20 protein-coding genes are annotated in these 25,128 nt (G+C 63.8%); 7 read left to right on the forward strand and 13 right to left on the reverse strand.

Going from position 1 to position 25,128, the window contains the following annotated elements:
• Positions 1–10: 10 nt before the first annotated feature.
• From IQ25_RS12400 to IQ25_RS12430, 7 genes are all read right to left on the reverse strand, one after another.
• A complete protein-coding gene (locus IQ25_RS12400; RefSeq protein WP_144906245.1) occupies positions 11–2,431 on the reverse strand; it encodes a TonB-dependent receptor in 2,421 nt (806 codons plus the stop codon).
• Between the two features lie 138 nt (positions 2,432–2,569).
• Positions 2,570–3,493 carry a DUF1838 family protein gene (locus IQ25_RS12405; RefSeq protein ID WP_144906247.1) on the reverse strand — a complete coding sequence of 308 codons (924 nt, stop codon included), beginning with the start codon at positions 3,491–3,493 and terminating at the stop codon, positions 2,570–2,572.
• Positions 3,494–3,637: 144 nt separating this feature from the next.
• The gene (locus IQ25_RS12410; protein ID WP_144906249.1) at positions 3,638–4,399 is read right to left on the reverse strand and encodes an SDR family NAD(P)-dependent oxidoreductase; all 762 of its coding nucleotides are present in this window, start codon (positions 4,397–4,399) and stop codon (positions 3,638–3,640) included.
• A complete protein-coding gene (locus IQ25_RS12415; RefSeq protein WP_144906251.1) occupies positions 4,399–5,034 on the reverse strand; it encodes an isochorismatase family protein in 636 nt (211 codons plus the stop codon). Before IQ25_RS12415 ends, IQ25_RS12410 begins: the two co-directional genes overlap by 1 nt.
• Positions 5,031–5,654: a 3-isopropylmalate dehydratase small subunit gene (gene leuD, locus IQ25_RS12420; RefSeq protein ID WP_144906253.1), complete on the reverse strand. Its 624-nt coding sequence runs from the start codon at positions 5,652–5,654 to the stop codon at positions 5,031–5,033. The genes IQ25_RS12415 and leuD overlap by 4 nt, the downstream gene beginning before the upstream one ends.
• Positions 5,651–7,054, reverse strand: a complete 1,404-nt coding sequence (gene leuC, locus IQ25_RS12425) for a 3-isopropylmalate dehydratase large subunit (RefSeq protein WP_144906255.1) — start codon at positions 7,052–7,054, stop codon at positions 5,651–5,653. Before leuC ends, leuD begins: the two co-directional genes overlap by 4 nt.
• Positions 7,051–8,040, reverse strand: a complete 990-nt coding sequence (locus tag IQ25_RS12430) for an alpha/beta fold hydrolase (protein WP_144906257.1) — start codon at positions 8,038–8,040, stop codon at positions 7,051–7,053. Before IQ25_RS12430 ends, leuC begins: the two co-directional genes overlap by 4 nt.
• A 198-nt stretch (positions 8,041–8,238) precedes the next feature.
• On the opposite strand from IQ25_RS12430, the gene IQ25_RS12435 reads away from it, so the two are divergent.
• From IQ25_RS12435 to IQ25_RS12455, 5 genes are all read left to right on the forward strand, one after another.
• Entirely contained in the window at positions 8,239–9,714 is a 1,476-nt protein-coding gene (locus tag IQ25_RS12435; RefSeq protein ID WP_144906259.1) for a flavin monoamine oxidase family protein, read from the forward strand.
• A 63-nt stretch (positions 9,715–9,777) separates the two neighbouring features.
• Positions 9,778–10,704 (forward strand): polysaccharide deacetylase family protein, encoded by a 927-nt coding sequence (locus IQ25_RS12440; RefSeq protein WP_144906261.1) that lies wholly within the window; start codon positions 9,778–9,780, stop codon positions 10,702–10,704.
• Complete coding sequence (locus IQ25_RS12445) at positions 10,701–11,852, forward strand: FAD-dependent monooxygenase (protein WP_144906263.1); 1,152 nt, start codon at positions 10,701–10,703, stop codon at positions 11,850–11,852. The genes IQ25_RS12440 and IQ25_RS12445 overlap by 4 nt, the downstream gene beginning before the upstream one ends.
• Complete coding sequence (locus IQ25_RS12450) at positions 11,849–13,357, forward strand: aldehyde dehydrogenase family protein (protein WP_144906265.1); 1,509 nt, start codon at positions 11,849–11,851, stop codon at positions 13,355–13,357. The genes IQ25_RS12445 and IQ25_RS12450 overlap by 4 nt, the downstream gene beginning before the upstream one ends.
• 34 nt (positions 13,358–13,391) lie before the next feature.
• Positions 13,392–13,733 (forward strand): hypothetical protein, encoded by a 342-nt coding sequence (locus IQ25_RS12455; protein ID WP_144906267.1) that lies wholly within the window; start codon positions 13,392–13,394, stop codon positions 13,731–13,733.
• A 17-nt stretch (positions 13,734–13,750) separates the two neighbouring features.
• On the opposite strand, the gene IQ25_RS12460 is transcribed toward IQ25_RS12455, so the two are convergent.
• From IQ25_RS12460 to IQ25_RS12480, 5 genes are all read right to left on the reverse strand, one after another.
• Positions 13,751–14,542 (reverse strand): IclR family transcriptional regulator, encoded by a 792-nt coding sequence (locus IQ25_RS12460; protein ID WP_144906269.1) that lies wholly within the window; start codon positions 14,540–14,542, stop codon positions 13,751–13,753.
• A 118-nt stretch (positions 14,543–14,660) separates the two neighbouring features.
• On the reverse strand, positions 14,661–15,782 hold the full coding sequence (locus IQ25_RS12465; RefSeq protein WP_144906271.1) for a zinc-binding dehydrogenase: 1,122 nt from the start codon (positions 15,780–15,782) through the stop codon (positions 14,661–14,663).
• Positions 15,782–16,642, reverse strand: a complete 861-nt coding sequence (locus IQ25_RS12470; protein WP_144906273.1) for an isocitrate lyase/PEP mutase family protein — start codon at positions 16,640–16,642, stop codon at positions 15,782–15,784. Before IQ25_RS12470 ends, IQ25_RS12465 begins: the two co-directional genes overlap by 1 nt.
• A 113-nt stretch (positions 16,643–16,755) precedes the next feature.
• Positions 16,756–18,615 (reverse strand): hydantoinase B/oxoprolinase family protein, encoded by a 1,860-nt coding sequence (locus tag IQ25_RS12475; protein ID WP_144906274.1) that lies wholly within the window; start codon positions 18,613–18,615, stop codon positions 16,756–16,758.
• Between the two features lie 14 nt (positions 18,616–18,629).
• Positions 18,630–20,678, reverse strand: a complete 2,049-nt coding sequence (locus IQ25_RS12480) for a hydantoinase/oxoprolinase family protein (protein WP_144906276.1) — start codon at positions 20,676–20,678, stop codon at positions 18,630–18,632.
• Between the two features lie 193 nt (positions 20,679–20,871).
• On the opposite strand from IQ25_RS12480, the gene IQ25_RS12485 reads away from it, so the two are divergent.
• Positions 20,872–22,377 carry an aldehyde dehydrogenase family protein gene (locus IQ25_RS12485; RefSeq protein ID WP_144906278.1) on the forward strand — a complete coding sequence of 502 codons (1,506 nt, stop codon included), beginning with the start codon at positions 20,872–20,874 and terminating at the stop codon, positions 22,375–22,377.
• A gap of 35 nt (positions 22,378–22,412) precedes the next feature.
• Positions 22,413–23,798, forward strand: a complete 1,386-nt coding sequence (locus IQ25_RS12490) for an MFS transporter (protein WP_144906280.1) — start codon at positions 22,413–22,415, stop codon at positions 23,796–23,798.
• Here IQ25_RS12490 and IQ25_RS12495 read toward each other — a convergent pair.
• Positions 23,788–25,014 (reverse strand): serine hydrolase domain-containing protein, encoded by a 1,227-nt coding sequence (locus IQ25_RS12495; RefSeq protein WP_158637743.1) that lies wholly within the window; start codon positions 25,012–25,014, stop codon positions 23,788–23,790. The genes IQ25_RS12490 and IQ25_RS12495 overlap by 11 nt on opposite strands.
• Positions 25,015–25,128 lie beyond the last annotated feature (114 nt).

Raw genomic sequence — 25,128 nt, forward strand, 5'->3', positions numbered from 1 at the left:
CAAGTTCACGTCAGAACTTGGTGCGGATCTGGATGCCAGCGGTGCGCAGTTCGGGCAGGCCGACCTGGACCGCATTGTACTTGGCAAACGACAGCGCCGGATCGATCACCCAGTTGTCGGCGATGCTGGTGTAGGTCTTCGTGTTGAACACGTTGGTCACGAACAGCTCGAGGCTGGTATCGCCCTTGCTCACGCCGATGCGGGCGTTGAACAGATGGAGATCCGGGGTCTTCACGATGTTCGCCTGGTTCGACCACATGCCCGACTTGAAGTTCCAGTCGCCGCGCACGAACCAGCGGCCATCGTCGATGCCCTTGAGATCGCCGTTGAAGGTGAGGCCGACGTTGGCCGACCACTTCGAGGTGTTGGGCAGTTCCTTGCCGCGGAAGTCGGTAACGCCGCTGAGCACGGTGACCGCAGGCGCGACGAACGAGTTGATGTGGGTCTGGTTGTAGGCCGCTGCCGCATCGATGGTGATGAGGTCGCTTGCCTTCCAGAACACTTCGGTCTCGATGCCGTAGACGTCGGTCGATCCGGCATTGGCCGAGCCGCTGAACAGGCCGGTGCCGACCGTGAACAGGTAGCTGGTGATCTGGTCACGCCACAGCGAATAGTAGCCCGCAACTGTATAGCGCATCGCGCCATCCAGCGCGCGGCCCTTCACGCCCAGTTCGAAATTGGTGATCTTTTCCGGATCGACCGCCAGCGGAATGCCGTTGTCCTTGGCAAGCTGCTGGATCGCATCGCTTTGCGAGACGATGAAGGTGTTGAACTGCGACGGGTTCACGCCCTTCGCCACCGAGCCATAGACCATGAAGTCAGGCGTCGCCTGGAAGTTCACGATCACGCGCGGGGTGAAGTTCTTGAAGGTCTTCTGCGCCAGCAGCGAATAGGGCGCATAAGTGCCTGCCGGAACATAGACGGGGCTGACCACGGTCTGGCCGTTCGGGCCGACGAACGAGGAGATCTTGTCTTCCTGGTAACGGCCCTCGACGCTCGCCGACAGACGATCGGTGAAATCGTAGGTCAGGCCGAAGAAGGCGCCGAGCGTTTCGCTCTGGCTCTTGCCGCCGAATGCCGGGCGACCGCCGAAGATCTGCGAACCCTGGCCTGCACGCAGCTGGGCCTTGAGGAAGCTGACGCCGGTGACGGCACGGAACGGGCCGCTATCATAGGCAAGGCGACCTTCGATCGAGAAGTCCTGGGTCTTGCGTTCGATCAGGAAGGGGAAATCGAAGTAGCCGTTGGGATAGGCCGCGTTGGTAAGCGCGCGGGTGTCGAGCCCGTCGAGGTCGATGAGCGTAGTCCACTCTTCGGTGTTGTATCCGCCGAGCAGCGACGCGGTCAGTTCGTCGGTGACTTCGTAGTCGGCGACAAGGTGGAGATGGCGCGTGTTGCGCAGCAGGCCATAGTCCTGCACGCCGTCCTTTGGCGAGACAAGGCGGCCCTGCGGATTGGCGAGCCAGTCGCGCAGCGCGCTGTTGACGGTGGTGTTGGCGCTGACCGGGTTCACGAGACCGGGCAGGGTGCCGCAAAGGTACGGGTTGCCGTTGACAGTGCAGTTCGACTGGCTGGCGTAGAGCACGGTGCCGTCGGACTTCTTGATGTCGCGGGCCTGGATGCGGGCCGAGGCCGATGCGCCGTCGTGATCGCGGGCGACCATGCCGAATGCCTTGATCGTCAGGCGTTCGGTGGGCTTGGCAACGACGAGCGCGGTGACAGTGCGCGAGGATTCATCGCCCAGCGTCTTGCCGTCAACCGGGTTCGTGTAGGAACCGTTCTTGGTGAAGTAATCGCCGCTGATGCGGAAGGTCAGTGCTTCACCGATGATCGGACCTTCGACCGAGCCCTGGACACGATAGTTGTCACGCGTGCCGGCCATGCCGAGGATGCTGGCGGTCCACTCGCTCGACGGGTTCTTGTTCACCACATTGATCGCGCCGGCAAAGGTGTTGCGGCCGAAGTAGGCGCTTTGCGGACCTTTGAGGATTTCGATCCGTTCGGGGTTCGAGATTGCGGTGAACGGCGAAGGCGAAGCAATCGGCACGCCGTCGATGAACAGCGAGGTCGTGGTGGCGAGCGTCGAGACCGGCGTGAACCCGCGCAGGCTGATCTGCTGGAACGAACGGTCGGCGTGGCCCGACGAGTTGTTGTTGATGTTGATGCCAGGCGTGTTGTTGGCAAGGCTTTGCATCGAGACAACGCCGCGCACTGCGAGGGTTTCGCCGGTCATGGCGGTCACCGTCACCGGCGTCTTGAGCAGGCTTTCTTCGCGCTTGCGGGCTGTGACGACGATGGCGCCCGGCTCATTTTCTTCAGCGGCCTGCGGTGCATCCTGCGCAAGGGCAGGCGCGGCAAAGCCCATGGTCGCGACTAGTGCCATGACGGTCAGCGAAGCGGCAGAGCGCTTCGCAAAGGATTTCGTGTTCATCTGTACCCCTCGGTAAATTGGATCGGGCTGGCAATGTGCCGACCCGGTTCGTCCCTGCTGTGGCGTGCCCGCGTTGCGTGATCTCGCCAAAAATATTTTGATTGTTCTAGTTTATAGCCTCTCCCGTGCGTTAGGTCATCAGGCCGGATTGCCAGCCATGTATTCGAGAATATCGAAGCGCGGTGCAGTCCAGGCCTTGCGATCGAAAATTTCCGGCGTGTGGTTCTGCAGGCCCTTGAGTGCCTTGGCTGGAATCTGGTCGAGCGAGCGGACTTTAACTCCCGCAGCGCGGCCATAGGTTCGTCCGGGGCGCGATCCCATGGCCATCCAGGGATGCCACGATCCCATGTTCTGGAAGTGGTGAAAGGCGTCTGCCGAACTGAGGCTATCGTCTAAAGCCTGTGCCACTGGCGCGCCATTGGTGGACACGGTGTCCCAATAGGCGATCGGTCCGGAAGAGAACTTCGGAAATTTCTCAGGACTGACCGGGTTGGGACGTGCCATGTCTGCCATGGAGCTGACGAACAGCGTGCCGCCATAGGCTTCCATGCGCATCGGCCTGGGCGACAGTTCTGCGCCCATCGCAACCATGCCATCGGGACCGTGAGTTACGGTAAAAGGACCGCCGAGGAACTGGAATGGCTTACGCACCTCGCCGGTCAGCGGGTTCTTCCAGTCCTCCAGCACATCGTCGGTATCGAACGCGCAATAGACGCCGCATTCAAAGGTCTTTGCCTGATAGCGGTTGCCGGAAAGCGGGGTCCATTCGTTCACGCTCAAGTGATTGAGCGTGTAGAAGGGCACGAGGTTGCCGTCACCGGTGAAGCCGTAGATGTTCAAGCGATAGAAGATGTTGACCGTCTCTGCCTCGCACGATCCGGCAACGCGGGCGCGCACCCGCGCGCGCGTGGCAGGATCGCGCAGGCGTTCCATGGCTTCTGCGTCGGAGATGGCGGGAGACGCCTTGGCTCTTCCGGAAGCGGCCATGGCAGGAACAGCAGCTAGACCGGCAGCGAGCGGTAGCGCGGCCATTACGGAACGACGACTCAGTTCGGCGGTCATCTGGCGAATTCCCCTTGCAGCAGGACTCGCTGCCTTTGTTGTCCGGACAAGATGGCTGCAGTTGAATGACAGTGTTGAACGGAATGCAGCCGTGTTCGCCTGTCGGATTAGTCCGGACAAATTGACATGGCTGCAAGCAATGTCTCAGCGCCCGCCCGTAACATCGAGCGTGGTCCCGGTGATGTAGCTGGCCTCGTCCGAAGCCAGAAACAGCACGGCATCCGCCACTTCGCGCGGGGTGCCAAGACGGTGCAGCGGCGTCATGCGGATCGGGGAATATTCGAGCCCGTCCTCGTGCATCTTGCGCAGGTAGGGGCCTGCCAGTTCGGTGTCGATCGGACCGGGGGCAACGGCGTTGACGGTTATGCCATCGTCCGCCAATTCGATGGCTAGGGCGCGGATGAAGCCGGTGACGCCGGCCTTGGCAGTGGAATAGCCGCTCGCGCCAGTGTGAAAGGCGTTCCATACTGTGCCGTTGCGAGCGCCGGACGAGAGGCAGACGATGCGGCCATAGCCCTGCGCCTGCATGGCGGGAACAAAGGCGCGGGTGCACAGGAACATCGAGCGCAGCGACAGCGCCATGGTATGGTCCCAGTCTGCCACCGACAGATTGGTGATCCGCCCGCTGCGCCCGCCGCCGACATTGTTGACGAGGATCGAGACCGGGCCGAGCTTTGCCGCCTCCTGCGCGAGATGGGTGACGCTTGCTTCGTCGGTCACATCGCAGGGGACAGCGAGAGCTTCGGCGCCAAGGTCGCGGACGAGTTCAGTGACTTCGGTCAGCCGTCCGTCGTCGCGCTCTGCCAGCACCAGCCTTGCACCCTCTTCGGCGAAGCGCAGCGCGGTGGCCTTGCCGATGCCGAGACCCGCACCGGTGACGACCGCAATGCGCCCCTCGAGCCGCATCAGGCCTTGAGCGTACCGAGGAAAGCCACAGCCTCTGCCTCACTGACGACATCGGCGTACTTGGCGTTCATGTCGAACAGGTTGGCTTCATGCGGGGCGCTGTGGCGATCGCCGCAGGCCTCGGCGATCACCGCCGTGCGGAAGCCGTGGCTCATGGCATCGACGCACGATGCACGAACGCAGCCAGATGTTGTCAGGCCGGTGAGCAGGACCGAGTCCACGCCCATCGCCGTAAGTGTCGAGGCAAGCGAGGTGCCGAAGAAGGCGCTGGGATACTGCTTTGAGATGACCAGTTCGTCTTCGAACGGTTCAAGACCCGGACCCCAGGCGCCCATCGGGCTGCCCTTGAGGAAGTTCTTCAGCGGCGCGGCCTTTTCGAAGAAGCGGCCGCCGTCGATGGCGCTGGGGTGATAGACCACGTTGGTCAGGATCACCGGGACGCCTGCGGCCCGCGCCGCCTCGCGCACGCGCAAGGCCGAAGCGAGCGCGTCGTCCACGCCTGCGTAGAGTTCGCAGGTCTCATCGAAGTAGCCCATGCAGAAGTCGATCAGGATCAGCGCAGGCCGCGTGCCAAAGCCCACCCGCCGGTCATAAGCCTTCTTGTAATTGGCCAGCAGGTCGTCGTTCTCGCTCATGCTTCAATGTCCTCAGGGTAAAGCCAGGGCTGGATCTTGCGCTGTCCGGCTTCGAACGTAGCGATGTCATCGGCGAAGCGGGCCAGTACGAGGTCGGTTTCGTCCCAACCGTTGAGCAGGGCAAGCCGTCTTTCGGGCTGGATGTCGAACGGGACGGGGGCGGCATTGCCGACGGTGACGGTCTGCGCTTCGAGATTGACGGTGAAGGAGATGCCGGCGGCGGCGGATGCCAGCATGTCTGCCACCTGTTCGGGTGGGAGTATGATCGGCACGATGCCGTTGCGCAGGCAGTTGTTGTGGAAGATCTCGCCCAGCGCAGGTGCAATCACGGCACGCACGCCAAGGCCGTGGAGCGCCCAGACCGCCTGCTCGCGGCTTGATCCTGATCCGAAGTTCGCGCCAGTCACGATCACGGGGGGAGCGCGGAAGGGTTCGGTGTTGAGAACGTAGCCTGCCACTTCGCTGCCATCAGCGTGATAGCGTCGATCATGGAAGGCATGTGCGCCAAGGCCTTCGCGCGCGGTGAGCAACAGGAAGCGCGCCGGGAAGATGATGTCGGTATCGATGTTCTCTTCCGGCATCGCGGCGGCAGGGCCGGTAACAGTCGTGAACGAAGTCATGCCACGTACTCCCGCGCATCGGCGATATGGCCTGCGATGGCAGCGGCAGCGGCCATGGCCGGGCTCATCAGGTGCGTGCGTCCGCCAGGGCCCTGGCGGCCTTCGAAATTGCGGTTACTGGTAGAAGCGCAGCGATCTCCGGGGGAAAGCCGGTCATCGTTCATGGCGACGCACATCGAACATCCCGCAAAGCGCCATTCGAAGCCGGCTTCGGTCAGGATGCGGTCGAGCCCTTCGAACTCGGCCACCTTGCGCGTGGCCATGCTGCCGGGAACGACGATGGCTTTGACGCCCGGCGCAACCTTGCGGCCCAGCGCGATGGCGGCAGCGGCGCGCAGGTCCTCGATCCGGCCATTGGTGCACGATCCGATGAACACATGGCTGACCGGAGTGCCGAGCAGCGGTGCGCCGGGTTCAAGGCCCATGTAGGCCAGCGCCTTTTCCGTCTCCCGCCGTTCGGAGTGATCGGTGATCTCGGCCGGGTCGGGCAAGGATGCGCTGATCGGCAAGGTCTGGTTGGGGCTGGTACCCCAGCTGACTTGCGGGACGATTTCGGCAAGGTCGAGAGTCACGACTTTGTCGTAGGTTGCATCGGGATCGCTGCGAAGCGTGTCCCAGTATTTGCAGGCCTGCGCAAACAGATCACCCTTGGGGGCAAGGCGACGGCCCTTGATGAAAGCGTAAGTCGCCTCATCCGGAGCGACGAGGCCGATGCGGCTGCCCGCTTCGATGGTCATGTTGCACAGGGTCATGCGCTCGGCCATCGACATGGCGCTGATGGCAGGTCCGACATATTCGACCGCGTGGCCAACCGCGCCGTTCGCGCCGATCTTGGCTATCAGGGCAAGGGCGATGTCCTTGGCAAAGACCAGTGGATGACGGGTGCCGACCAGTTCGACCTTCATGGTCTTGGCGCGTGTCTGGCGCAGGGATTGTGCGGCCATGACCGTCGACTGCTCGCTGGCCCCGATGCCAAAGGCAAGCGCGCCGAACGCGCCATGCGTGGTGGTGTGGCTGTCACCGCAGACAATGGTCGTACCGGGCAGGGTGAACCCCGTTTCCGGGCCGATGACGTGGACGATGCCCTGCTCAGGGCCGTTCACCTCGGCATAGGGCACGGCGAACTCGCGCACGTTGGCCTCAAGCTCGGCAATCTGCGAGGCGGCCAGCGGATCGTCGATCGTCCCGCGCTGGCGCGTGGGGATGGCGTGATCGGCGACGGCAAGATGCGTTTCGGGGCGGCGCAGCGCGCGGCCCTTGGCGCGCATGGCCACGAACGACTGCGGGCTGGAGACCTCGTGGACGATGTGCCGGTCTATGTAGAGCAGAGCTTCTCCTGCGCCCAGATCGGCAACCACGTGGGCGTCCCACAGCTTTTCATAGAGGGTACGCGGTTTCACGTTTTGGGCACTCCGGCTTCCACGTAAGTCTCGATCCAGCGGGCGAAGCGGTCTGGCACTTCCAATGGCGGGTAGTGGCCGACATCGGGCATCAGCACTTTCGAGATCGTGGCGTTCTTCAGGTAGCGGGTGATCGCGTTGACCGCCGCTTCGGGCAGGAGCGGATCGCCGCTGCCCCAGACGAGGAATGTGGGCGTCGTGATCTTTGCCATTTCGACGGTGGCCTGCTTCCCGTCACCGATGCGGGCGACCATGGCTATGGGGTACTTTTCCGGGCTGCGGCGGTTGAAGTCCCAGTATTCCATGCGCGTGTGCTTGCTGATGCGCCCGGCATCGCCAGCGAAGAACGAAAGGTACTGGTCCCAGAAATCGAAGTCCTGATAGCCGGTCTTGCGGGCCCTGTCCTGCGCGGCCAGAAAGGCCGGGGTCTGGACCATGTGGCTGGTATCGACCGGATCGGACGGGGTATTCGACAGGATCAGCCGCTCGACCAGTTCGGGGCGCTTTGCGGCGAGATACATGGCCATGGTCCCGCCGCTCGATACGCCGACCGCAGCGGCGAGCTTCCTGACGCCCAACCCTTCCAGCAGGCCTTCGGTGATCTCTACCGGCTTGACGTTCGCCGCCGCTTCGTCGGTTGCCGGAGAGGACAGGCCGTAACCCGGAATGTCAAAGCGGATCACGCGGTAGCGCTTCTTGAGCAGCACCGTGATCCGGTCCCACGTGCGCAGGCTGCTTTGCGAACCATGGATCATCAGCAGGACCGGGGCCTTGCGCGGGCCTTCGTCCTTGTAGTGGATCTCCATGCCCTTGAGGGTCATGTAGCGGCTTTGCCGGTCAGCGTACTTGGCACGCAGCTGGGCCACGGTCAGCCTTGGTGTGGCAGGCGAATCAGGCGCATTGGCGGCCATTTGTGCCATGGCTGACGAAGGAATGGCCAAGGGCACGAGGATCAGCGCCGAGAGCAGCACTTTCAAGGATTTCATGGGGCCTCCGGTGCGGACGTTTCGCATGAAGCTATGGCACTCGCCTATCCGTGATTGGCGTATTTTCCGAAAGCCATGCTTGTCTATCCGACAGGTGGTGAGCACCACTCGCACAATCGACATTACCCTCTCGCTTGTGGCGATTGGCAGCGTGAACATGCCTGTCCTATGGATGGCGCCCAAGGGAACGTGAAAAACATGACGATGGACCGGCGCACATTTTCGCTTGGGGGCTTCGGTCTTGCAGCACTTGCGGCAAGCCAACCGGTTCTGGCTGCGCGCAAGGCGAAGCCAAAGGCAAAGGCGGCTCCCGCCGTTGCTCCGCGCAAGCCGGGGCAGAGCGATGTCATCGTACTGGGGGCGGGCGTTTCCGGGCTGCAGGCGGCGTGGATGCTCGAGCAGGAGGGCAAGACCGTCACCGTGCTCGAAGCGCGCGAGCGTGTGGGCGGGCGGATCTGGACCCTGCTCGATCAGCCCGGCTACCCGGAAATGGGCTTCAATTCGATGGCTGAAGGCTATGGCCGGGGGCTGGATGCCGCCCAGCGGGCCGGGGTGGAGATGGTCGAGGTCGGCGCACGCTATCGCTTCGGTGCGCCGCCGCTGCTGTGGATCAATGGCAAGCCGCTGACGCGCGCAGAATGGGCAGCGTTTCCGGGCAATCCCTTGCCTGACAAGCTGAAAATGCTGATGCCGGGCGAAGTGGTGGGCAAGCTGGTTGCTGACAACAACCGGCTGGCCGACTGGTCTAGCTGGCACGATCCGGCCAATGCGGCGCTCGACATCTCGCTACATGAATTCCTCAAGGCGCAGGGGCTGTCCGATGCGGCAATCCACTTGTGCTGGGACATCTCGCCCTATTACGGCATCAATTCGTGGGACGTCTCCACGCTGATGATGGAGTACAACGACGGCTTCATCAAAGGCCAGATGGCAGCGGGCACGGGGTCGCTGTCGGTCAAGGGTGGCAACATCCATCTCGCCACGGGAATGGCCAACCTGCTGAAGGGCGATGTGCTGCTGGGGCGCGAGGTCGTGGCGATCACGCATGAGGGTGGCACTGCTACGGTCCACTGTGCCGATGGGGCAACGTTCACCGCGCCCCACGTGATCTGTTCGCTGCCGTTTTCTGCCCTGCGCAACGTCAAGGTGCTGCCAGCTCTCGAAGGCTTGCAGGCGCAAGCTGTGGGGCAACTCGGCTATCAGCCTATCTCGATGGCTTTCGTCACGGCCAGTGCGCCTTTCTGGGATGAGGACAAGCTGGCGCCGGGGATGTGGACCGACGGGCCCTTGGGCAATGTCATGCCACAGCGCTATGGCGCGACGCCCGAGGAAATCACCGGCTTCGTGGTCCAGGCGCGCGGAAATCTTGCGTTGTACTGGGACCGTATGGGGCCCGAAGCGGCCAAGGCCATGATCGTCCGCCAGATCGAGACGCTACGCCCTGCGGCCAAGGGCAAGATCGCCGCGCACAGCTATTTCAGCTGGGCGGGCGAACGGTTCAACGGCGGCGACGTTTCGTTCTTCGGACCCGGTCAGGTGAAGTGGCTCGACGAGATGATCAAGCCGGCCGGCCGCGTCCACTTCTGCGGGGAACATACCGCACAGGGCGCACGCGGGCTGGAAGGCGCGCTGGAATCGGCCGAGCGTGTGGCGCTTGAGGTTTTGACCGCCTGAAGCGGTCGGGTGAGGTTCTGACCGCCTGACACGGCGGCATTTGAGTTCAGGGGTAAGTCACTGATGGAATACGATTACATCCCGCTGCCGCAGCGCAAGCCGCTGGTCTGGCCGCACGGTGCGCGCGTCGCTCTCATCCTCACGTTCAATCTTGAAACGTGGGATCTGACCAAGGACACCGACAAGCCCTATTATGCAGGCGGCCCGGCGATCCTGCCCGACGTGCTGCCCGGCAACACGCCCGACTTCCCGAACTTCACCTGGCGCGAATATGGCCAGCGCGTCGGCCTGTGGCGGCTGATCGAGCTGTTCGACGAACTGGGCGTGAAAGCCAGCTGCACCACCAATGCCGTCACGTTCGAGCGGCGCAAGGCGATGACCGATGCCGTGCTGGAGCGCGGCTGGGAACTGCTGACCCACAACTGGGAGCAGGGCGAACTGCTTTCGAGCTTTGCGCATGAACCGGCCAAGGAGCGCGACATCATCCTGCGCAGCCTTGACCAGTTCGAGAAGTTCACCGGGCGCAAGAGCAAGGGCTGGCTGTCGTCCTCCTTGCGCGGCACGATGCAGACGGCCGACATCCTCGCCGAATATGGCTGCACCTTCTACTGCGACATCATGAACGACGATCAGCCCTATCTGCTGCGTACGCCGCACGGGCCGATCGTTTCAGTGCCCTATTCCAACGAAATCAATGATTTCACCTTCATCACCCGCAAGAACTACACCACCAACGAATACCGCGATGCGCTGATCGAGGAACTTGACGTCCTTTATGCCGAAGGGGCGAAGACCGGGCGGATCATGAACCTCGGGCTGCATCCGCACGTTTCGGGCCGCGCCCATCGTGTACGTGCGTTGCGCGAGTTCATCGAACACGCCAAGAGCCTGCCCGGCGTGTGGTGGGCGACGCGCGAGGAAATCGCCGAGTGGTATCTCGCCAACCATGAAAGCCACATTTCGGGCCAGTTGGAAGGCGGCGCCAAGTGAGCAAGCCCGAAACCATCCTGATCGTCGGCGGTGGCGTGGCGGGCATGACCGCTTCTGCCGCGCTGGCCCAGCAGGGCTTCAAGGTGACGCTGCTGGAAAGCGCGCCGCAGTTCGGCGAGATCGGCGCCGGACTGACGCTGACGCCGAACGCGATGAAGGGCCTCGATTTCATCGGCATCTGCGAGGAAGCGGCGGCGGTTGCGGTCGAGCCGACGCGCCAGCGGATCCAGCACTGGCAGGATGGGCGCACGCTGGTGGCGATGGACCGTTCGACCCAGCGCGAAAAGTATGGCGCGCCCTACATTACCGTCCACCGCGCCGACCTGCATGGCGTGATGACCCGCGCGGCCGAGCGTTCGGGCGTGGAGATGGTGGCGGGAGCGCAAGTCGTCTCCAGCGAAGGCACGACGGTGACGCTGGCCGATGGCCGGCAGTTCAGCGCGGATGTGCTGATTGGCGCCGATGGCGTGAAAAGCGTGATCCGCCAGCGTTTTGGCGATGATGCGCCGCACTTCACCGGGCACGTCGCCTGGCGCTGCCTGGTGCCGGTGACCAAAGAGATTCAGGACCTCTCCGACTTCCCCGGCATCATCATCGGCCCCGGCGCGATGATGAACCGCTACAACGTGCGCGGGTCCAAGGTGATGAACTTCGTGTTCTTTGCGCGGCAGGATGGCTGGAACGAGGAAGGCTGGACGACGCCTGCCGATCCTGCGGAACTGCAATCGATCTACGGCCACTGGTGCGAAGATGCGCAGCGGCTGTTGAAGGCCGCCGTGGCGCAGCCGCTGTTCAAGTGGGCGATCAATGCGAGGCAGCCGATGGATACCTGGGTGCAGGGTGGCAATGTCACGCTGATCGGCGATGCGGCGCACGCGATGACACCGTTCCTCGGCCATGGCGCGGCTTGCGGGATCGAGGATGCGGTGGTGCTGGCGCGTGCGCTGGCGGCATCGGATTCTGCGGCAGAGGGCCTTGCCCGCTATGAGAAGGCGCGGCACGAACGCGCGACCTTCATCCAGCAGGAATCGAACGCCAACGCCGATCGCATGCAGGGCCAGGACACCGACCTGTTCGGCCTTGGCGAGATGAAGGACGAGGAATCGCTCGGCCTGTTTACCTATGACCCGAGGACCGTCGAAGTATGAGCGTTTCGCCAGTTCCCTTTGACGGCAATCCGATCGCGCCGGAGACGGAGCGTTTCCTGAAGGAAACGCACCGCCTGCTGATCGGCGGGCAATGGGTCGAAGGTTCAGGCGAACTGGAAACGCGTGATCCGGCGACGGGCCTTGTGCTGGCAAGGTTCCAGACGGGCGGCGCGGCGGAAGTGGACCGCGCAGTCAAGGCCGCGCGCGCCGCGTTCGAAGGGCCGTGGGGCCGGATGACCGTGGCCGAGCGGACCGCGCTGCTGCACAAATTGGCGCGGGTGATGGACGCCAATGCCACGCTGCTGACCGAGCTCGACGTGATCGACAACGGCATGCCGCGCTTCATCGCCGGGCTGACCACCGCGAATTGTGTCGAGATGATCGACTACTACGCGGGCGCAGTGATGCGGATCGAAGGCACGATTATCGCCCCGCCGCGCCACATCGCCGCCGAGACCGAAGCGCTGACCTATACCCTGCGTGAGCCGGTGGGCGTGGCGGGCCAGATCGTGCCCTGGAACGTGCCGCTTTCCACCGCGATTCTCAAGCTGGCCCCCGCACTGGCTGCGGGTTGCACGGTGGTGATGAAGCCATCGGAAGAAACGCCGCTTTCGGCCCTGGCGCTGGGGGGCATGATCCTTGAAGCGGGCATCCCGGCGGGCGTGGTCAACATCGTCAACGGGCTTGGTGCCGAGGCGGGGCAGGCGCTGGCCGAGCATCCCGGCGTCGACAAGATCTCGTTCACCGGATCGACCGCGACCGGCAAGCGCATCATCCAGGCGGCGCTCGGCAATCTCAAGAAGGTCAGCCTCGAACTTGGCGGCAAGAGCCCGGTCGTGGTCATGCCCGATGCCGATCTGGCGCTGGCCGTGCCCGGCGTTGCGATGGCGACGTTCTTCCTGCAGGGGCAGAACTGCATGGCCGGAACGCGCATCTTCGCGCATGCCGCAATCCATGATGCGCTGATGGAAGGCGTCACGGCGTTCTGCAAGGTGATGACGCTGGGCCACGGCCTTGACCCCGCAACCACGCAGGGGCCGATGATCTCGGACGGGCACGCGGCCAAGGTCATGGGCTATATCGAGCGGGCCAAGGCCGATGGCGTGACCTTGGTTGTCGGGGGCGAAAAGCTCGACCGGCCGGGCAACTTCATCCAGCCCACGGTGTTCAGCGGCTGCGACAACGCCATGCCGCTGATGCGCGAGGAGATCTTCGGCCCGGTCATGGCCGTGCAGAAGTTCGAGAGCGACGATCTGGACGCCATTGCCGCCCTTGCCAACGACACGCCCTATGGCCTGTCGGGCAGCGTGTGGACGCGCGATCTTTCGACCGCGCACCGCCTGGTCAAGCGTATCCGTGCCGGACACGTCTCGATTAACTGCCACGGCGCGGTTGGCACCAACATCCCGTTCGGCGGCTATGGCCAGTCGGGCTGGGGCCGCGAGTTCGGGCAGGAGGGGCTGGACGCCTATCTCGAAACGAAGGCCGTAACGGCGCGGCTCTGATTGCGTGCGGGCGTGGTTGCTGTAAGGCAGCGCCATGGCCCGCAAGCATTCAAAGCACGGTCGCTACGACGACTTTGACACCCCCGAAGAGGAAGAGGCGCCCCCGCCGGTGCCCTGCTGGCTCTGCGGCCGCCCGACCGGCAGCACCATCGTGTGGCATCATCCGATCCCGAAGAGCCGGGGAGGGCGCGACGTGGTGCCGATGCACGGCATTTGCCAGCAGACGCTGACTGTGAACTTCACCAATTCCGAACTTCAGCGCATCGGCATGGATGTCGACAAGCTCTTGGCTGATCCTGCCGTTCGCAAGTTCGTTGATTGGGTCGCCAACAAGGACCCCGACTTCACCGCGACGATTGCCAAGAAGCAGCGGTAAGCGGGGCCTCTTAAACCTTACGCATTGCCCATCGGTACGTTTGACAGATCGTGGCTGATCGCTGCGGCGGTTGCCTTGAGGTCGTCGAGATAGGTTTCGAGCGCGGTCGAGAGCTTCATCGCGGCGACGAAGAACACCATCGTCATAGCCGCTTCGAAGTGGCCATTGCGGAAGATCGGGACGGCGATCGACGAGGTCTTGCCCGGCGTCAGGTTGAAGTGGTTACGGCCCTGCACGGCATAGCCATCGGCGCGGATGCGTTCGACATCGAGGCTGACTTCGGCGGTGGCGAGGTAGTTGAGGTCGATGTCTTGCGACACGCGCATAAAGCGCAGGATCATCTCGCGCTCCTCGGGATCGGCGAAGGCCATCGAAACCTTGCCCGAGGCGCTGTCGAGGATCGGCAGGGTGAAGCCGGGATAGTAGTGTTCGAAAGTGAGCGACGAATTGGCGTGCGTGCTGTCACGCAGCATCATCTCACGGCCAACGCGGATGGCGATCGATACCGGCCAGCCGGCGCGGGCGGTGAATGCGACGATATGTGGGCGGGCGATGCGGACAAGTTCGTCATCGTGCTGGAAGCCGGTGGCCAGCGTCTGGACCAGGGCGGTTGCCCGGTAGCGCTTGCGGGCGGGCTCCTGCTCGATCAGGCCTTCGTAGAGCAGGGTCTGCACGATGCGGCAGGCGGTGGGGTAGGGGACTTCGGCCGACTTGGCGATTTCCATCATCGACAGGGAGCCGTGGCGATTGATCGCCTTCAGCGCGGCGATGGATCGCGTGATCGACCGGATAGGAACGCCTTTTTCCATTGTACGACTCCCCTTGTCACTCTGTGGTTGGCCGCAGAGTGACAAGAGAATGTCATATGACCGAATTGTTCAAGAGATTATCCGCCTGTCGGATAAACCTGTCCGCAATTCGGAACAATTACCAGCCGGGAACGATGACCTGCCGCACCGCCTTGCCCTGCGCGAGCTTGTCCATCAGGTCGTTGATTTCCTCGAGTGGACTGACCGAGGTCAGCAGCTTCTCCACTGGCATCCGGCCGGACTTCCAAAGGGCGATGTAGCGTGGGATGTCGCGCGCCGGGATTGACGAACCCATGTAGCTGCCCATCAGCGTCTTGCCTTCGGCGACGAGAGACAAGGCATTGATTTCAAGTGTTTCTGCCGGGTTGGGTAGGCCCACGGTAACTATCCGCCCGCCACGCTTGGCCGCCTTGTAGGCGTGGGCAAGAACTGCGGCTTTGCCCACCGTTTCGATCACAACATCGGCGCCAAACAGGTCTGCATCCTCACCCGGCGCCACCGCTGCCGCCGCACCGAGTTCAAGCGCGAGAGCGCGTTTCTCGGGGAAGGGATCGACCGCGACAACCGGCTGTGCCCCTGCCGCCAGAGCACCGAGCAGCGCGGCGAGGCCGACCCCGCCAAGGCCGTAGATCAGCACCGATTCGCCGGGGCGGACCTGCGCCGTGTTCATTACCGCCCCGACGCCGGTCAGCACCGCGCAGCCGAACAGGGCGGCGGTTTCGGGCGGGATGTCCTTGTCGATCTTCACCAGTGAGCGGCGATCAACCACGGCCTGCGTGGCGAAGGCCGACACGCCGAGGTGGTGATGCACCGGGCCGTCCTCGCAGGAAAGGCGCGAGCCGCCCTGCATCAGTTCGCCCTTGCCGTTGGCGGCAGCGGCGTTGGCGCAGAGATAGCCCTGGCCCGAGGCACAGGCGACGCAGTGCCCGCACGAGGGCAGGAATACCAGCACGACGCGGTCACCCACGGCAAGGCTGCCATCGCCTTCGTCGCCCAGCGCCAGCACGGTGGCGGCAGCTTCGTGGCCCAGCGCCATCGGCATCGGGCGCGGTCGGTCGCCGTTGATGACCGAGAGATCGGAGTGGCACAGGCCCGCAGCGTCAATCCGCACCAGCACTTCGCCGGGTTTGGGATCGGCGAGTTCGAGCGTCTTGACCTCGAGCGGCTTGTTCACCGCATAGGGTGCAGGGTTGTTGCCGCTCTGGCTGAGGACGGCGGCGGCAATGCGGCGTGTGGTCATCAGCCAGCCTTGCCCCACTTCTTTTCGAACGCCCACACGTCCTCAAAGCCGATCAGCGAGCAGAATTCGGAAAAATCGAAAAGACCATCGGGCTGGCCCACGCCGTTGTCCTTGAGATCACGCAGGACCTTTTCCATCGCGGCACAGGCGGCAAGGCTGGTGAGCGAGGGGTAGATGGCATAGGCATAGCCGATCTCGGCCAGCACCTCGGCGGGTGGCACCGGCGTTTTGCCGTGGTTCGACATGTTGGCCATGCAGGGCTTGTCGAGCACGGCGCAGGCCTTGCGCATCTCCTCTTCACTGTGCAGCGCTTCGGGGAAGAGCACGTCGGCACCCGCCTTCGAATAGGCTTCGAGGCGGCGAAGCACGCCATCAAGGCCTTCGCTTTCACGCGCATCGGTGCGGGCGATGACGACGAAATCCTCGCTTGTCCGCGAGTCCACGGCGACCTGGATCTTCTCGACCATGTCCTCGGTCGAGATCAGGCGCTTGAACGGCGTGTGGCCGCACTTCTTGGGGAATTCCTGATCCTCGATCTGGATCGCGGTGACGCCCGACGCTTCATAGCCCTTCACGGTGTGATGGACGTTGAGCAGCCCGCCATAGCCAGTATCGCCATCGGCGATGACGGCAGCATTGCTGGTGCGCGCCAGCGTCTCCATGCGGTTGCGCATTTCCGTGTAGGTGGCGATGCCGGCATCGGGCAGGCCCCAGGCCGAGGCGGTGAGCCAGTAGCCCGTGCCATAGACGATATCGAAGCCGACCTTGTTGGCGATCACCGCGGTGATCATGTCCTGAATGCCGGGGACGACGAAGAACTTTCCGGAGTTCAGCTTCTCGCGGAGAATGGGATTGGCCACTGTTTTGGTCCTTATGCGTTGTGCATGCCCACCCCGCTGCGACTAACTCCGCCTTCGGCACCGTAAGTCTCGCTCCCCTCCCGCAAGCGGGAGGGGTTGGGGGTGGGTTCCTGTTAAACGTTCGCCCAGCGCGGCGCCTTGGGAGCGGGGAGGCCCGTCTCGGCGAGGCAGTTGGCGCGTAGGGTCTCGATGTCGGGGCCGAAGTTGAAGACGCCGATTTCGCCGCGTTCGGCGCGCATCTTCGTGCGCAGCGCCTCGGTGGCGGCGGCATCGACCGCGCCGTCCTTCAGCACCACGCCATAACGCAGCGCGCCCTTTTCGGTGACGAGGCCCTGTGCCAGCTCAATGGCCAGCAGTTCGGGATCGCGCTCCAGCGGATCGCCCCAGCCACCGCCACCCCAGGTGACGAAGTGCAGGCGATCGCCGGGTTCGACCGGATAGTCCTCGATCTTGTTGCCGACGACGATTTCGGTGCCATCGGCCTTGACCAGCACCTTGCGGGCGCGGGCACCGGGCTCGCCGCCGTTGACGCCCCAGGGCGGCACGAACCAGCGGTCGTCGTGGATGGCGATGGTGCCGGGCTCGAGGAACCTGTAGACCATGTCGATGCCGTTACCGCCACGGTGCAGGCCCGCGCCGCCGCTATCGGGAACGGTCTCGTAGCGTTCGATCACCAGCGGGAAGTAGCGTTCGAGGAACTCGTTGGGCACGTTGGTGAAGCCGGGGAACAGCGAGTGGCCATCGGGACCATCGCCCAAGGGGCGTCCGGGGATGCCGCCAAAGCCGATTTGGAAGAGCTGGAACCACTTTCCGGCCTTGTCGGTGCCCGCGTAGAACAGGTGAGGGCTGGACGAGAACCCGGCGGCATTGAGGAACTCGGGCGTCTTCTGGCCAAGCAACCCGCCGAGGATATCGAACAGGCGGCCGAGCACGTGGGTGCGGCCCGAGAGCGCTGCGGGGAACTTCGGCTTGAGCAGCGAACCTTCGGGGATGCGCACGTCGATCAGGTCATAGTAGCCATCGTTGAACAGGATCTGCGGATCGAAGATCATGATCATGTAGATGCCGAAGAACATGCGCATCATGTTCTCGTTCAGCAGCATGTTGATCGAGGCTTGGCTCTGCGGGTCGGTGCCGGCAAAGTCGAGCACGACGCGACCATCTTCGCGCCACATCGTGCATTTGATCTTGTAGGGCCCGAAGCCCATGCCATCGTCGCAGATGTAGTCCTCGAAGCTGACGCGCTCTTCGCTGATCGAGGTCTGGATCAACTGCTTCATCGCGCGGTGGTTGCGTTCGAGCAGCATGGTCGTGGCCGAGGTGAACACGTCGTCGCCAAAGCGCTCGGCCATTTCATAAACGCGGCGCGCGGCGACGCGGCACGAGGCGATCAGGGCGTTGAGGTCGGCCTTGCACCAGTCCGGCGTGCGGGTCTGGTGCATGACCAGCTTGATCAGGTCCTCGTTGTATTCGCCCTTCTTCCAGATCTTGACCGGCGGGATGCGCACGCCTTCCTGGAAGATCGAGGTGGCGTGGATCGGCATCGATCCGGGGACCATGCCGCCGATGTCGCTCTGGTGACCGAACATCGAGGTATAGGCGATCAGGCGCCCGTCCTTGAACACGGGCAGCAGCACCAGCCAGTCGTTGGAGTGGCTGATTGCGCCCTGCACCGAATAGGGATCGGACAGGAAGATCAGGTCGCCGTCCTCGACCGTGCCGTCATAGCCATCGAGGAACGGGCCGATGTACGATCCGAACTGGCCGACGATCATCTTGCCGGTGTGATCGGCGATGAGCGGGAAGGCATCGCCCTGCTCGCGGATGCCCGGAGACATGGCGGTGCGGACAAGCGTTGCGTCCATCTCGATGCGCGCGTTGCGCAGCGCGTTCTCGATGATGTCGAGCGTGACCGGATCTACGGCCACGGCGGTGAAGGGGGTGGTGTTGGCCTGGATGATCTGTGCGGGCATGTGCTTATCCGTTCTCAGGCAAGATTGATCAGGATGTTGCCGACATGGTCGACTTTGCCGGTGCAGCCGGCCTCGATCAGCGTGGTGGAATCCATTTCCGTCACGATGGCAGGGCCGGGGATCACGTCCCCTGCGCGCAGCCTGGATCGGTCATAGATCACCGCCGGGACCATGGCGCCATCGGCCCAGAGTTCGTGGTCGCGCACCTTGGCGGCGATCGGATCGCCGTTGCCCTGCTCGAGCGGCGGGGCGGGCAGATCGAGCGCGGGGCCCATGGCCACGGCGCGCAGGTTCACCAGTTCGTGCGCGGAGTCCATGTTGAAGGTGAACAGGCGCTTGTGCTCGGCATCGAAGCGGTCGGTCACGCCCTTCAGGCCATCGCGGCGCAGCACTTCGGCGTCGATCGACAGCGGCACTTCGAAGGCCTGGCCTTCATAGCGGATGTCGAGTTCGAACAGGCTGGTGACGTCGGCCTCGCTGATGCCTTCGGCGGTCAGTTCGGCGCGGGTCTGCGCGGCCATGTCATCGAGCAGCGCCAGCACTTCGGCTTCGTCGGTCTCGTCAACGCGGCGGCTGAACGAGCGGGCAGTCTCGGTGCGCATCCGCGTGGTGGCATCGCCCAGTGCGCAAAGCACGCCGGGACTGACCGGGGAGACGGCAGGCCACGAACCCATCAGCCTGGCGACAGCGTTCACGTGGAGCGGACCCGCCCCGCCAAAGCCCATCACTGCAAAGTCACGCGGGTCATAGCCCTGCTGGACCGAGATCATGCGCAGCGCACCGAACATGTTCTCGTTGACGATGTCGATGATGCCGCGCGCCGCTTCCATCAGGCCGATGCCGAGTGCGTCGGCAATGGTCTGCACGGCCTTCTTCGCGCCATCGCGGTCAAGCTTGAAGGTGCCGCCGAGCAGGTTCTCAGGGAGATAGCCGAGCACCACGTTGGCGTCGGTCACGGTCGGCAGGGTGCCGCCCTTGCTGTAGGCCACCGGGCCGGGGACCGCGCCTGCCGACTGCGGGCCGACACGCAGCGCGCCGGTGAGTTCCGGGACATAGGCGATCGAGCCACCGCCCGCGCCAACCGTCTTCACGTCAAGCGCTGAGGCGCGGACCGAGAGGTGGCCGACTTCGGTGGTGCGCTGGCGGCGGGCCTCGAGGTTCTCGATCAGGGCAACGTCGGTCGACGTGCCGCCGACGTCGAGCGTCAGGATGTTCTTGATGCCCGCGTTGCGGCCCACCCAGATCGCGCCGGTGACGCCGCCCGCCGGGCCGGACATCAGCAGCGAAACGGGATGCTCTTCGGACTTTTCCGAAGACATGAGGCCGCCGTCGGAGCGCAGCAGCGAGAGCGATCCGGCCATGCCGGCGCCGCGCAGGCTATCGCGCAGGTTGTGGATATACTTGCGCATCACCGGGCGCACCGCGGCATTGGCCACCGTGGTCAGCGTCCGTTCGTATTCCTGCATCTCGGGCAGGACTTCGTGGGACAGCGACATCGGGATACCCGGCATGATCTCTGCCGCGAGTTCGCCGATGCGCTTCTCGTGCGCGCCGTTGAGGTAGGCGTTGACGAGGCTGACGGTCAGCGCTTCGACGCCGCTGTCGCGCAGGGCGACGAGCGCTTCGCGGACCTGCGCTTCGTCGAGCGGTTCAAGCTCGTTGCCCTGTGCATCCATGCGGCCGCGCACTTCGACGGTGTCTTCCAGCGCTGCCAGCGGCACCGGCTTTGGCCAGACGATCCATCCGGCAAGCCCGCCCGGCACGAACGAACGCGCGATCTGCATGACCTGGCGATAGCCGTCGGTGGTGACGAGGCCGACGCGGGCGCCCTTGCCTTCGAGCACGGCGTTGGTTGCCACGGTCGTGCCATGGAGGAAGAATTCGACGTCGGACGGGCTGATCCCGGCCTTCTCGCAGATCGCGGTGACGCCGTTCAGAATACCTTCCGAACTGTCGTGCGGGGTCGACGGCGTCTTGTTGCGCCAGAATTCGCCAGTGCTCTGGTTGAACAGCAGGAGGTCGGTGAACGTGCCACCCACGTCCACGCCCAGTCGATAGGTCATGTCTACCCCGATCGCTTCTATCTTGCGGCGGAATCGCCGTCTTGGATTGCGAGGGTGATTGCTATTCGCGACGATCGCCGCACGGTCGTTTTCGGACAGACTTATCCGCCAAGCGGCTTTTCGCGTATGGCGCTCTGGCTGAGGCAAGGTCCAAGGGGCAGTCAGGCCGCATCCAAAGGAGCATCCCGGACTCATGGCTTTTGATCCCGTTACCCTTCGCCCTGGCAACATCGAATTCCTGGCTCGCCGTGCGCGGGGGGAGGGTCTGCTGATCGGTGGGGAATGGCGCAAGGCGGAAGGAGCCGCAGATTTCGCGACGCTCGATCCTGCGACCGGGAAGGAAATCGGGCAAATAGCGGCGGCGAGTCCTGTTGACGTCGACGCTGCAGTCGAAGCGGCAAGAATCGCGCTGGGCCGCTGGAAGGCGACCGTACCGGTCGAACGCGCACGCATCCTGTGGAAGGTTGCCGACCTGATCGAAGCCAATATCGACGATCTGGCCGAACTCGAAACGCTTGATCAGGGCAAGCCGCTGTTCGTTGGCCGCTGGGCGGAGATTCCGGGCGCGGTCAACCAGTTCCGCTTCTTCGCCGGACAGGCCATGGCGATCGAGGGCAATTCGCTCGAAAGCTCGATCAACTACCAGCCCGCAGGCCGCCAGATGCGCACGTGGACGGTGCGTGAGCCGGTTGGCGTGGTGGCGGCGATCGTGCCATGGAACTCGCCACTGGTGCTGACCGCGATGAAGCTTGCGCCTGCACTGGCGGCGGGCTGCACCGTGGTACTGAAGCCGGCCGAGGATACCTCGCTTACGGCCTTGCGCCTTGCCGAACTGATGGTGGAGGCGGGCGTCCCAGCAGGCGTGCTCAATGTCGTCACCGGCCTCGGCGGGCAGACAGGGGCGACGCTGGCTGCCCATCCCCATGTCGACAAGATCGCCTTTACCGGATCGACCGCGACCGGCCGTGCAGTGCTCGATGCGGCCAAGACGAATTTCAAGCGGGTCACTCTGGAACTGGGCGGCAAATCGCCTTCGATCGTGTTTCCCGATGCCGACATGGGAATCACGGTGCCGGGCGTTGCCAACGCTATCTTCTTCAACGGGGGGCAGGTCTGCATTGCCGGGTCGCGGCTCTATGTGCATCGCTCGGTCCACGACCAGGTGGTCGAAGGCGTGGCTGCCTATGCCAAGGGCCTGAAGATTGGCCATGGCCTGCTGCCCGACACGCAGATGGGCCCGGTCGTTTCTGCCCGCCATGCCGAGCGGGTTGAGGGGTTTCTCCAGAGAGCGAAGGCCGAAGGCGCAACCATGCTGACCGGCGGCGAGCGCATGGGCGATGCAGGAACATTCATCACGCCGACCGTGGTGGTGGATGTGAAGCCCGACATGGAAATCGTGCGCGAGGAGGTGTTCGGGCCGGTTCTCGTTGTCCAGTCGTTCGAGGACGAGGAAGAAGTCATCGCCGCAGCCAACGCCAGCGAATATGGCTTGGCTGCCAGCGTTTGGACCGAAAGCCTGTCCACCGCGCACCGCATGTCGGCCGATATCCGCGCGGGCACGGTGTGGATCAACTGCCACGCAATGTACGATGCCAGCCTCGCCATTGGCGGGGTGAAGCAATCGGGTTGGGGCCGCGACAGCGGTCGGCAGGCGATGGACAACTACCTCGAATGGAAGACCATCTGCGCCTGCGTCTGATCGTCTAAACGCATTCCTCGATCCCCGGAACCATCATGACCGCAACCGCTGCTGCCGCATCCGCCACCATTCCCGACGAGGTGCCGACCGGGGTCGTCCTGCGCTATGGCGTGGGCCAGCTTGGCGCGCAGGTATTCCGCGATACGCCTGCAGTCCTGTTGCCCCTGTTCATGACGACCATGCTGGGCGTTCCGGCATGGCTGGCGGGACTGGTCGTGCTCGTGCCGAAGCTGTGGCTGATCGTCTGCGATCCCCTGGTGGGCGCGTGGTCGGACAGGATGAAGGCCGCCATCGGTCGCACGCCATTCCTGATCGGCGGTGCAGTGGGGACGACGCTGGGCTTCATCGCGCTCTTTGCCGTTACCAGCTACCCAAGCCCCTACATCGCGGCAGCGGCCATCTGCGCGTTGTTCTTCCTCGCATCGACCGCGTTCAGCATCTACTCGGTGCCCTACCTCGCCATTGCCGCCGAACTTTCAGGTGATCCGCACCAGCGCAACCGCATCATGGTGTTGCGGATGTTCTTTGCGACTCTGGGCGTGCTGGTAGGCGTAGGTCTTGCGCAGCCTGTCATCCTGCATTTCGGCGGGGGTGCTGCAGGCTGGCACGCAATGAGCTGGCTGTTCGGCGCGCTTTGCCTTGTCTCGATGCTCACCACGGCCAGCGGTTTGCGCAAGGTGCCACTGATTCAGGCAGGTGCAGTCGCCGGGTCATTGCGCGAGCAGCTCAAGGTCGTATCGCGCAACCGTCCGTTTCTGATGCTGCTTGCTACCAGCTTCGCCTCGAACATCGGGCAGGCAGCGAGTTATACCGTGATCGGCTTCGTGTTCCTCTATGTGGTGCAGGCGATCTGGCTGATTCCGGTGTTCATCCTGTGCATGTCTGCAGCAAGCCTTGCCGCCCAGCCGCTGTGGCTCTGGCTGCCGCGCCGCATCGGCAAGCCCCGCGCATATGTCCTGGCGTCGGTCATATGGGCAGCGGTGACCGTGACATGGCTGTGGGTCGGCAAGGGCGGCGCCGATGTCGCCACGCTTCCGGGCGGACAGCCGGTCAACACCGAGCACTTGCTGATCCTGCTGCGCGCCGTGGTTATCGGATCGGTCAACGGCGGCTTCATCCTCCTTGCGCTTTCGATGATGACCGACACTGTAGACTACCAGCGCCGCACGCAGGGCGTCGCGAACGAGGGCGTCTTTGCCGGACTGTTCTCGGCGATGGAGAAGCTGGCCTTCGCACTGGGGCCAGTCATCGCCGGGATCGTGATGAGCGCGTTTGGCTTCGTATCCTCCACCGGCGGGGCCGCCGCGCAAAGCGCCAGCGCCATTACCGGGATCGTCCTGCTCTACAGTGCAATCCCGGCAGCGCTGCAGCTTGCGGCGCTGGCGATCTTCAGCCGTTATCGGTTGCCCGCTACTTCCTGATCCCGCGGATCAGCGTGTTGGGCAGGAAGGCGTTGTCCCATTCGGGCTTGCCATCCTTGGGCGCTGGAGGGGTCGGTCCCAAGCGCAGCACGATCAGCCGGTGCTTAGGGCTGATCGCAACCTGCTGGTTGGAATTGCCGTCGAACATGAACAGGTCAGGGTCGATAAAGGGTTCCGAGTGGAGGACCTGCGGGCCGGCCGTCCCAGGAGCGCCGAAGCCACGGCGCTGATGGTAGGGTTCCCCCAGCCAGACGCCGAGGCCGAAATTTGGGTTTTGCACCGTGCCCTTTCGCATTTCGGAAACATAGCCGTTGGGGAGCAGGCGCTTGCCCTGCCACTTGCCGTCTTCCAGCAACAGCACTGCGAAACGGAGGTAAGTCTCGGCGGGGAAGGTCGCGCAGCAACCCGAGTGTGCGAGGCCGCCGGGTTTCCCGACCCAGATCGTCCCACCCTGCGCACCCAGTGGTTTCAAGACCTCGCGGCTGACGAAATCGCCATAGCGCATGCCCGTTGCGCCTTCGATTACCATGGCGACAATGTCGCTTGGCGCCTGCGCATAGGAATAGCGCGCGCCTGGCTCGTAAGGCATCGGGTAGCTCTCAATGATCTTCTGGCCAAAATCGGCATCGAGCAGCGCCGCGTTATAGGGATGGGCAGGATCGGTGCTGAAGCCTTGGTCGAGCATGCCCGAGCGCATGTCGAGGATATGACGGATCCTGATCTTTTCCTTGGGCGTACCCTTGGCTGCCGGAACGTAATCGGCGATCGACTGGTCAAGCGACCGGATCTTGCCTAGTGCCAGCGCACGGCCAATGACGATGGCAGACAGCGGCTTTGACAGCGATTTGGAAACGAGCGGCTTCCGCGCATCGACACCCTTGCCGTGCCATTCGCTTTGGATGCGCCCATCGCGCCAGACGATGAACGCGCTACTGTTCATCATCTCGGCATAGGCACGCGCCTTCTCTAGCGCATCTGCAGAAACGCCGCGCTTTGCCGGTCGGGCAAGGGGCAGGGGCTTCCATTTCGATGCGCCGGCAATCGGCTCCATCGGTGCATATGGGAAGTTGCCGGGGTCCTTGATGAAGGTCGCAAGCCGCTCTTCGAAGACCCTGCGCGGATCCGACCAATCGGTCTGCGCAACCGCATTCGTGGACAGAAGGATGGCAAGCAGGCTGGTTTGCGTGAAGCAAAGCGCGCCACGGATAGAATTCATTGCTGTTCTCCCCGCCTGACGGTCAGCCACGAAGGCTGCTGCCGGTTCGGTCATGGTCATTGCTGCCCGAATTTGTGCGGCAGCCTCACCCGTTTTCCTGCCTCCGAGCCCTTT

Source organism: Novosphingobium taihuense (assembly GCF_007830315.1).
Classification (GTDB): domain Bacteria; phylum Pseudomonadota; class Alphaproteobacteria; order Sphingomonadales; family Sphingomonadaceae; genus Novosphingobium; species Novosphingobium taihuense.

Coding starts and splice junctions, on each gene's coding strand:
- IQ25_RS12440 (WP_144906261.1), top strand. CDS start 9,778: ATGGAATACGATTACATCCCGCTGCCGCAGCGCAAGCCGCTGGTCTGG.
- IQ25_RS12405 (WP_144906247.1), bottom strand. CDS start 3,493: ATGACCGCCGAACTGAGTCGTCGTTCCGTAATGGCCGCGCTACCGCTC.
- IQ25_RS12410 (WP_144906249.1), bottom strand. CDS start 4,399: ATGCGGCTCGAGGGGCGCATTGCGGTCGTCACCGGTGCGGGTCTCGGC.
- IQ25_RS12435 (WP_144906259.1), top strand. CDS start 8,239: ATGACGATGGACCGGCGCACATTTTCGCTTGGGGGCTTCGGTCTTGCA.
- IQ25_RS12475 (WP_144906274.1), bottom strand. CDS start 18,615: ATGCCCGCACAGATCATCCAGGCCAACACCACCCCCTTCACCGCCGTG.
- IQ25_RS12480 (WP_144906276.1), bottom strand. CDS start 20,678: ATGACCTATCGACTGGGCGTGGACGTGGGTGGCACGTTCACCGACCTC.
- IQ25_RS12430 (WP_144906257.1), bottom strand. CDS start 8,040: ATGAAATCCTTGAAAGTGCTGCTCTCGGCGCTGATCCTCGTGCCCTTG.
- IQ25_RS12400 (WP_144906245.1), bottom strand. CDS start 2,431: ATGAACACGAAATCCTTTGCGAAGCGCTCTGCCGCTTCGCTGACCGTC.
- IQ25_RS12490 (WP_144906280.1), top strand. CDS start 22,413: ATGACCGCAACCGCTGCTGCCGCATCCGCCACCATTCCCGACGAGGTG.
- IQ25_RS12465 (WP_144906271.1), bottom strand. CDS start 15,782: ATGACCACACGCCGCATTGCCGCCGCCGTCCTCAGCCAGAGCGGCAAC.
- IQ25_RS12485 (WP_144906278.1), top strand. CDS start 20,872: ATGGCTTTTGATCCCGTTACCCTTCGCCCTGGCAACATCGAATTCCTG.
- IQ25_RS12495 (WP_158637743.1), bottom strand. CDS start 25,014: ATGAATTCTATCCGTGGCGCGCTTTGCTTCACGCAAACCAGCCTGCTT.
- leuD (WP_144906253.1), bottom strand. CDS start 5,654: ATGACTTCGTTCACGACTGTTACCGGCCCTGCCGCCGCGATGCCGGAA.
- IQ25_RS12460 (WP_144906269.1), bottom strand. CDS start 14,542: ATGGAAAAAGGCGTTCCTATCCGGTCGATCACGCGATCCATCGCCGCG.
- IQ25_RS12415 (WP_144906251.1), bottom strand. CDS start 5,034: ATGAGCGAGAACGACGACCTGCTGGCCAATTACAAGAAGGCTTATGAC.
- IQ25_RS12455 (WP_144906267.1), top strand. CDS start 13,392: ATGGCCCGCAAGCATTCAAAGCACGGTCGCTACGACGACTTTGACACC.
- IQ25_RS12450 (WP_144906265.1), top strand. CDS start 11,849: ATGAGCGTTTCGCCAGTTCCCTTTGACGGCAATCCGATCGCGCCGGAG.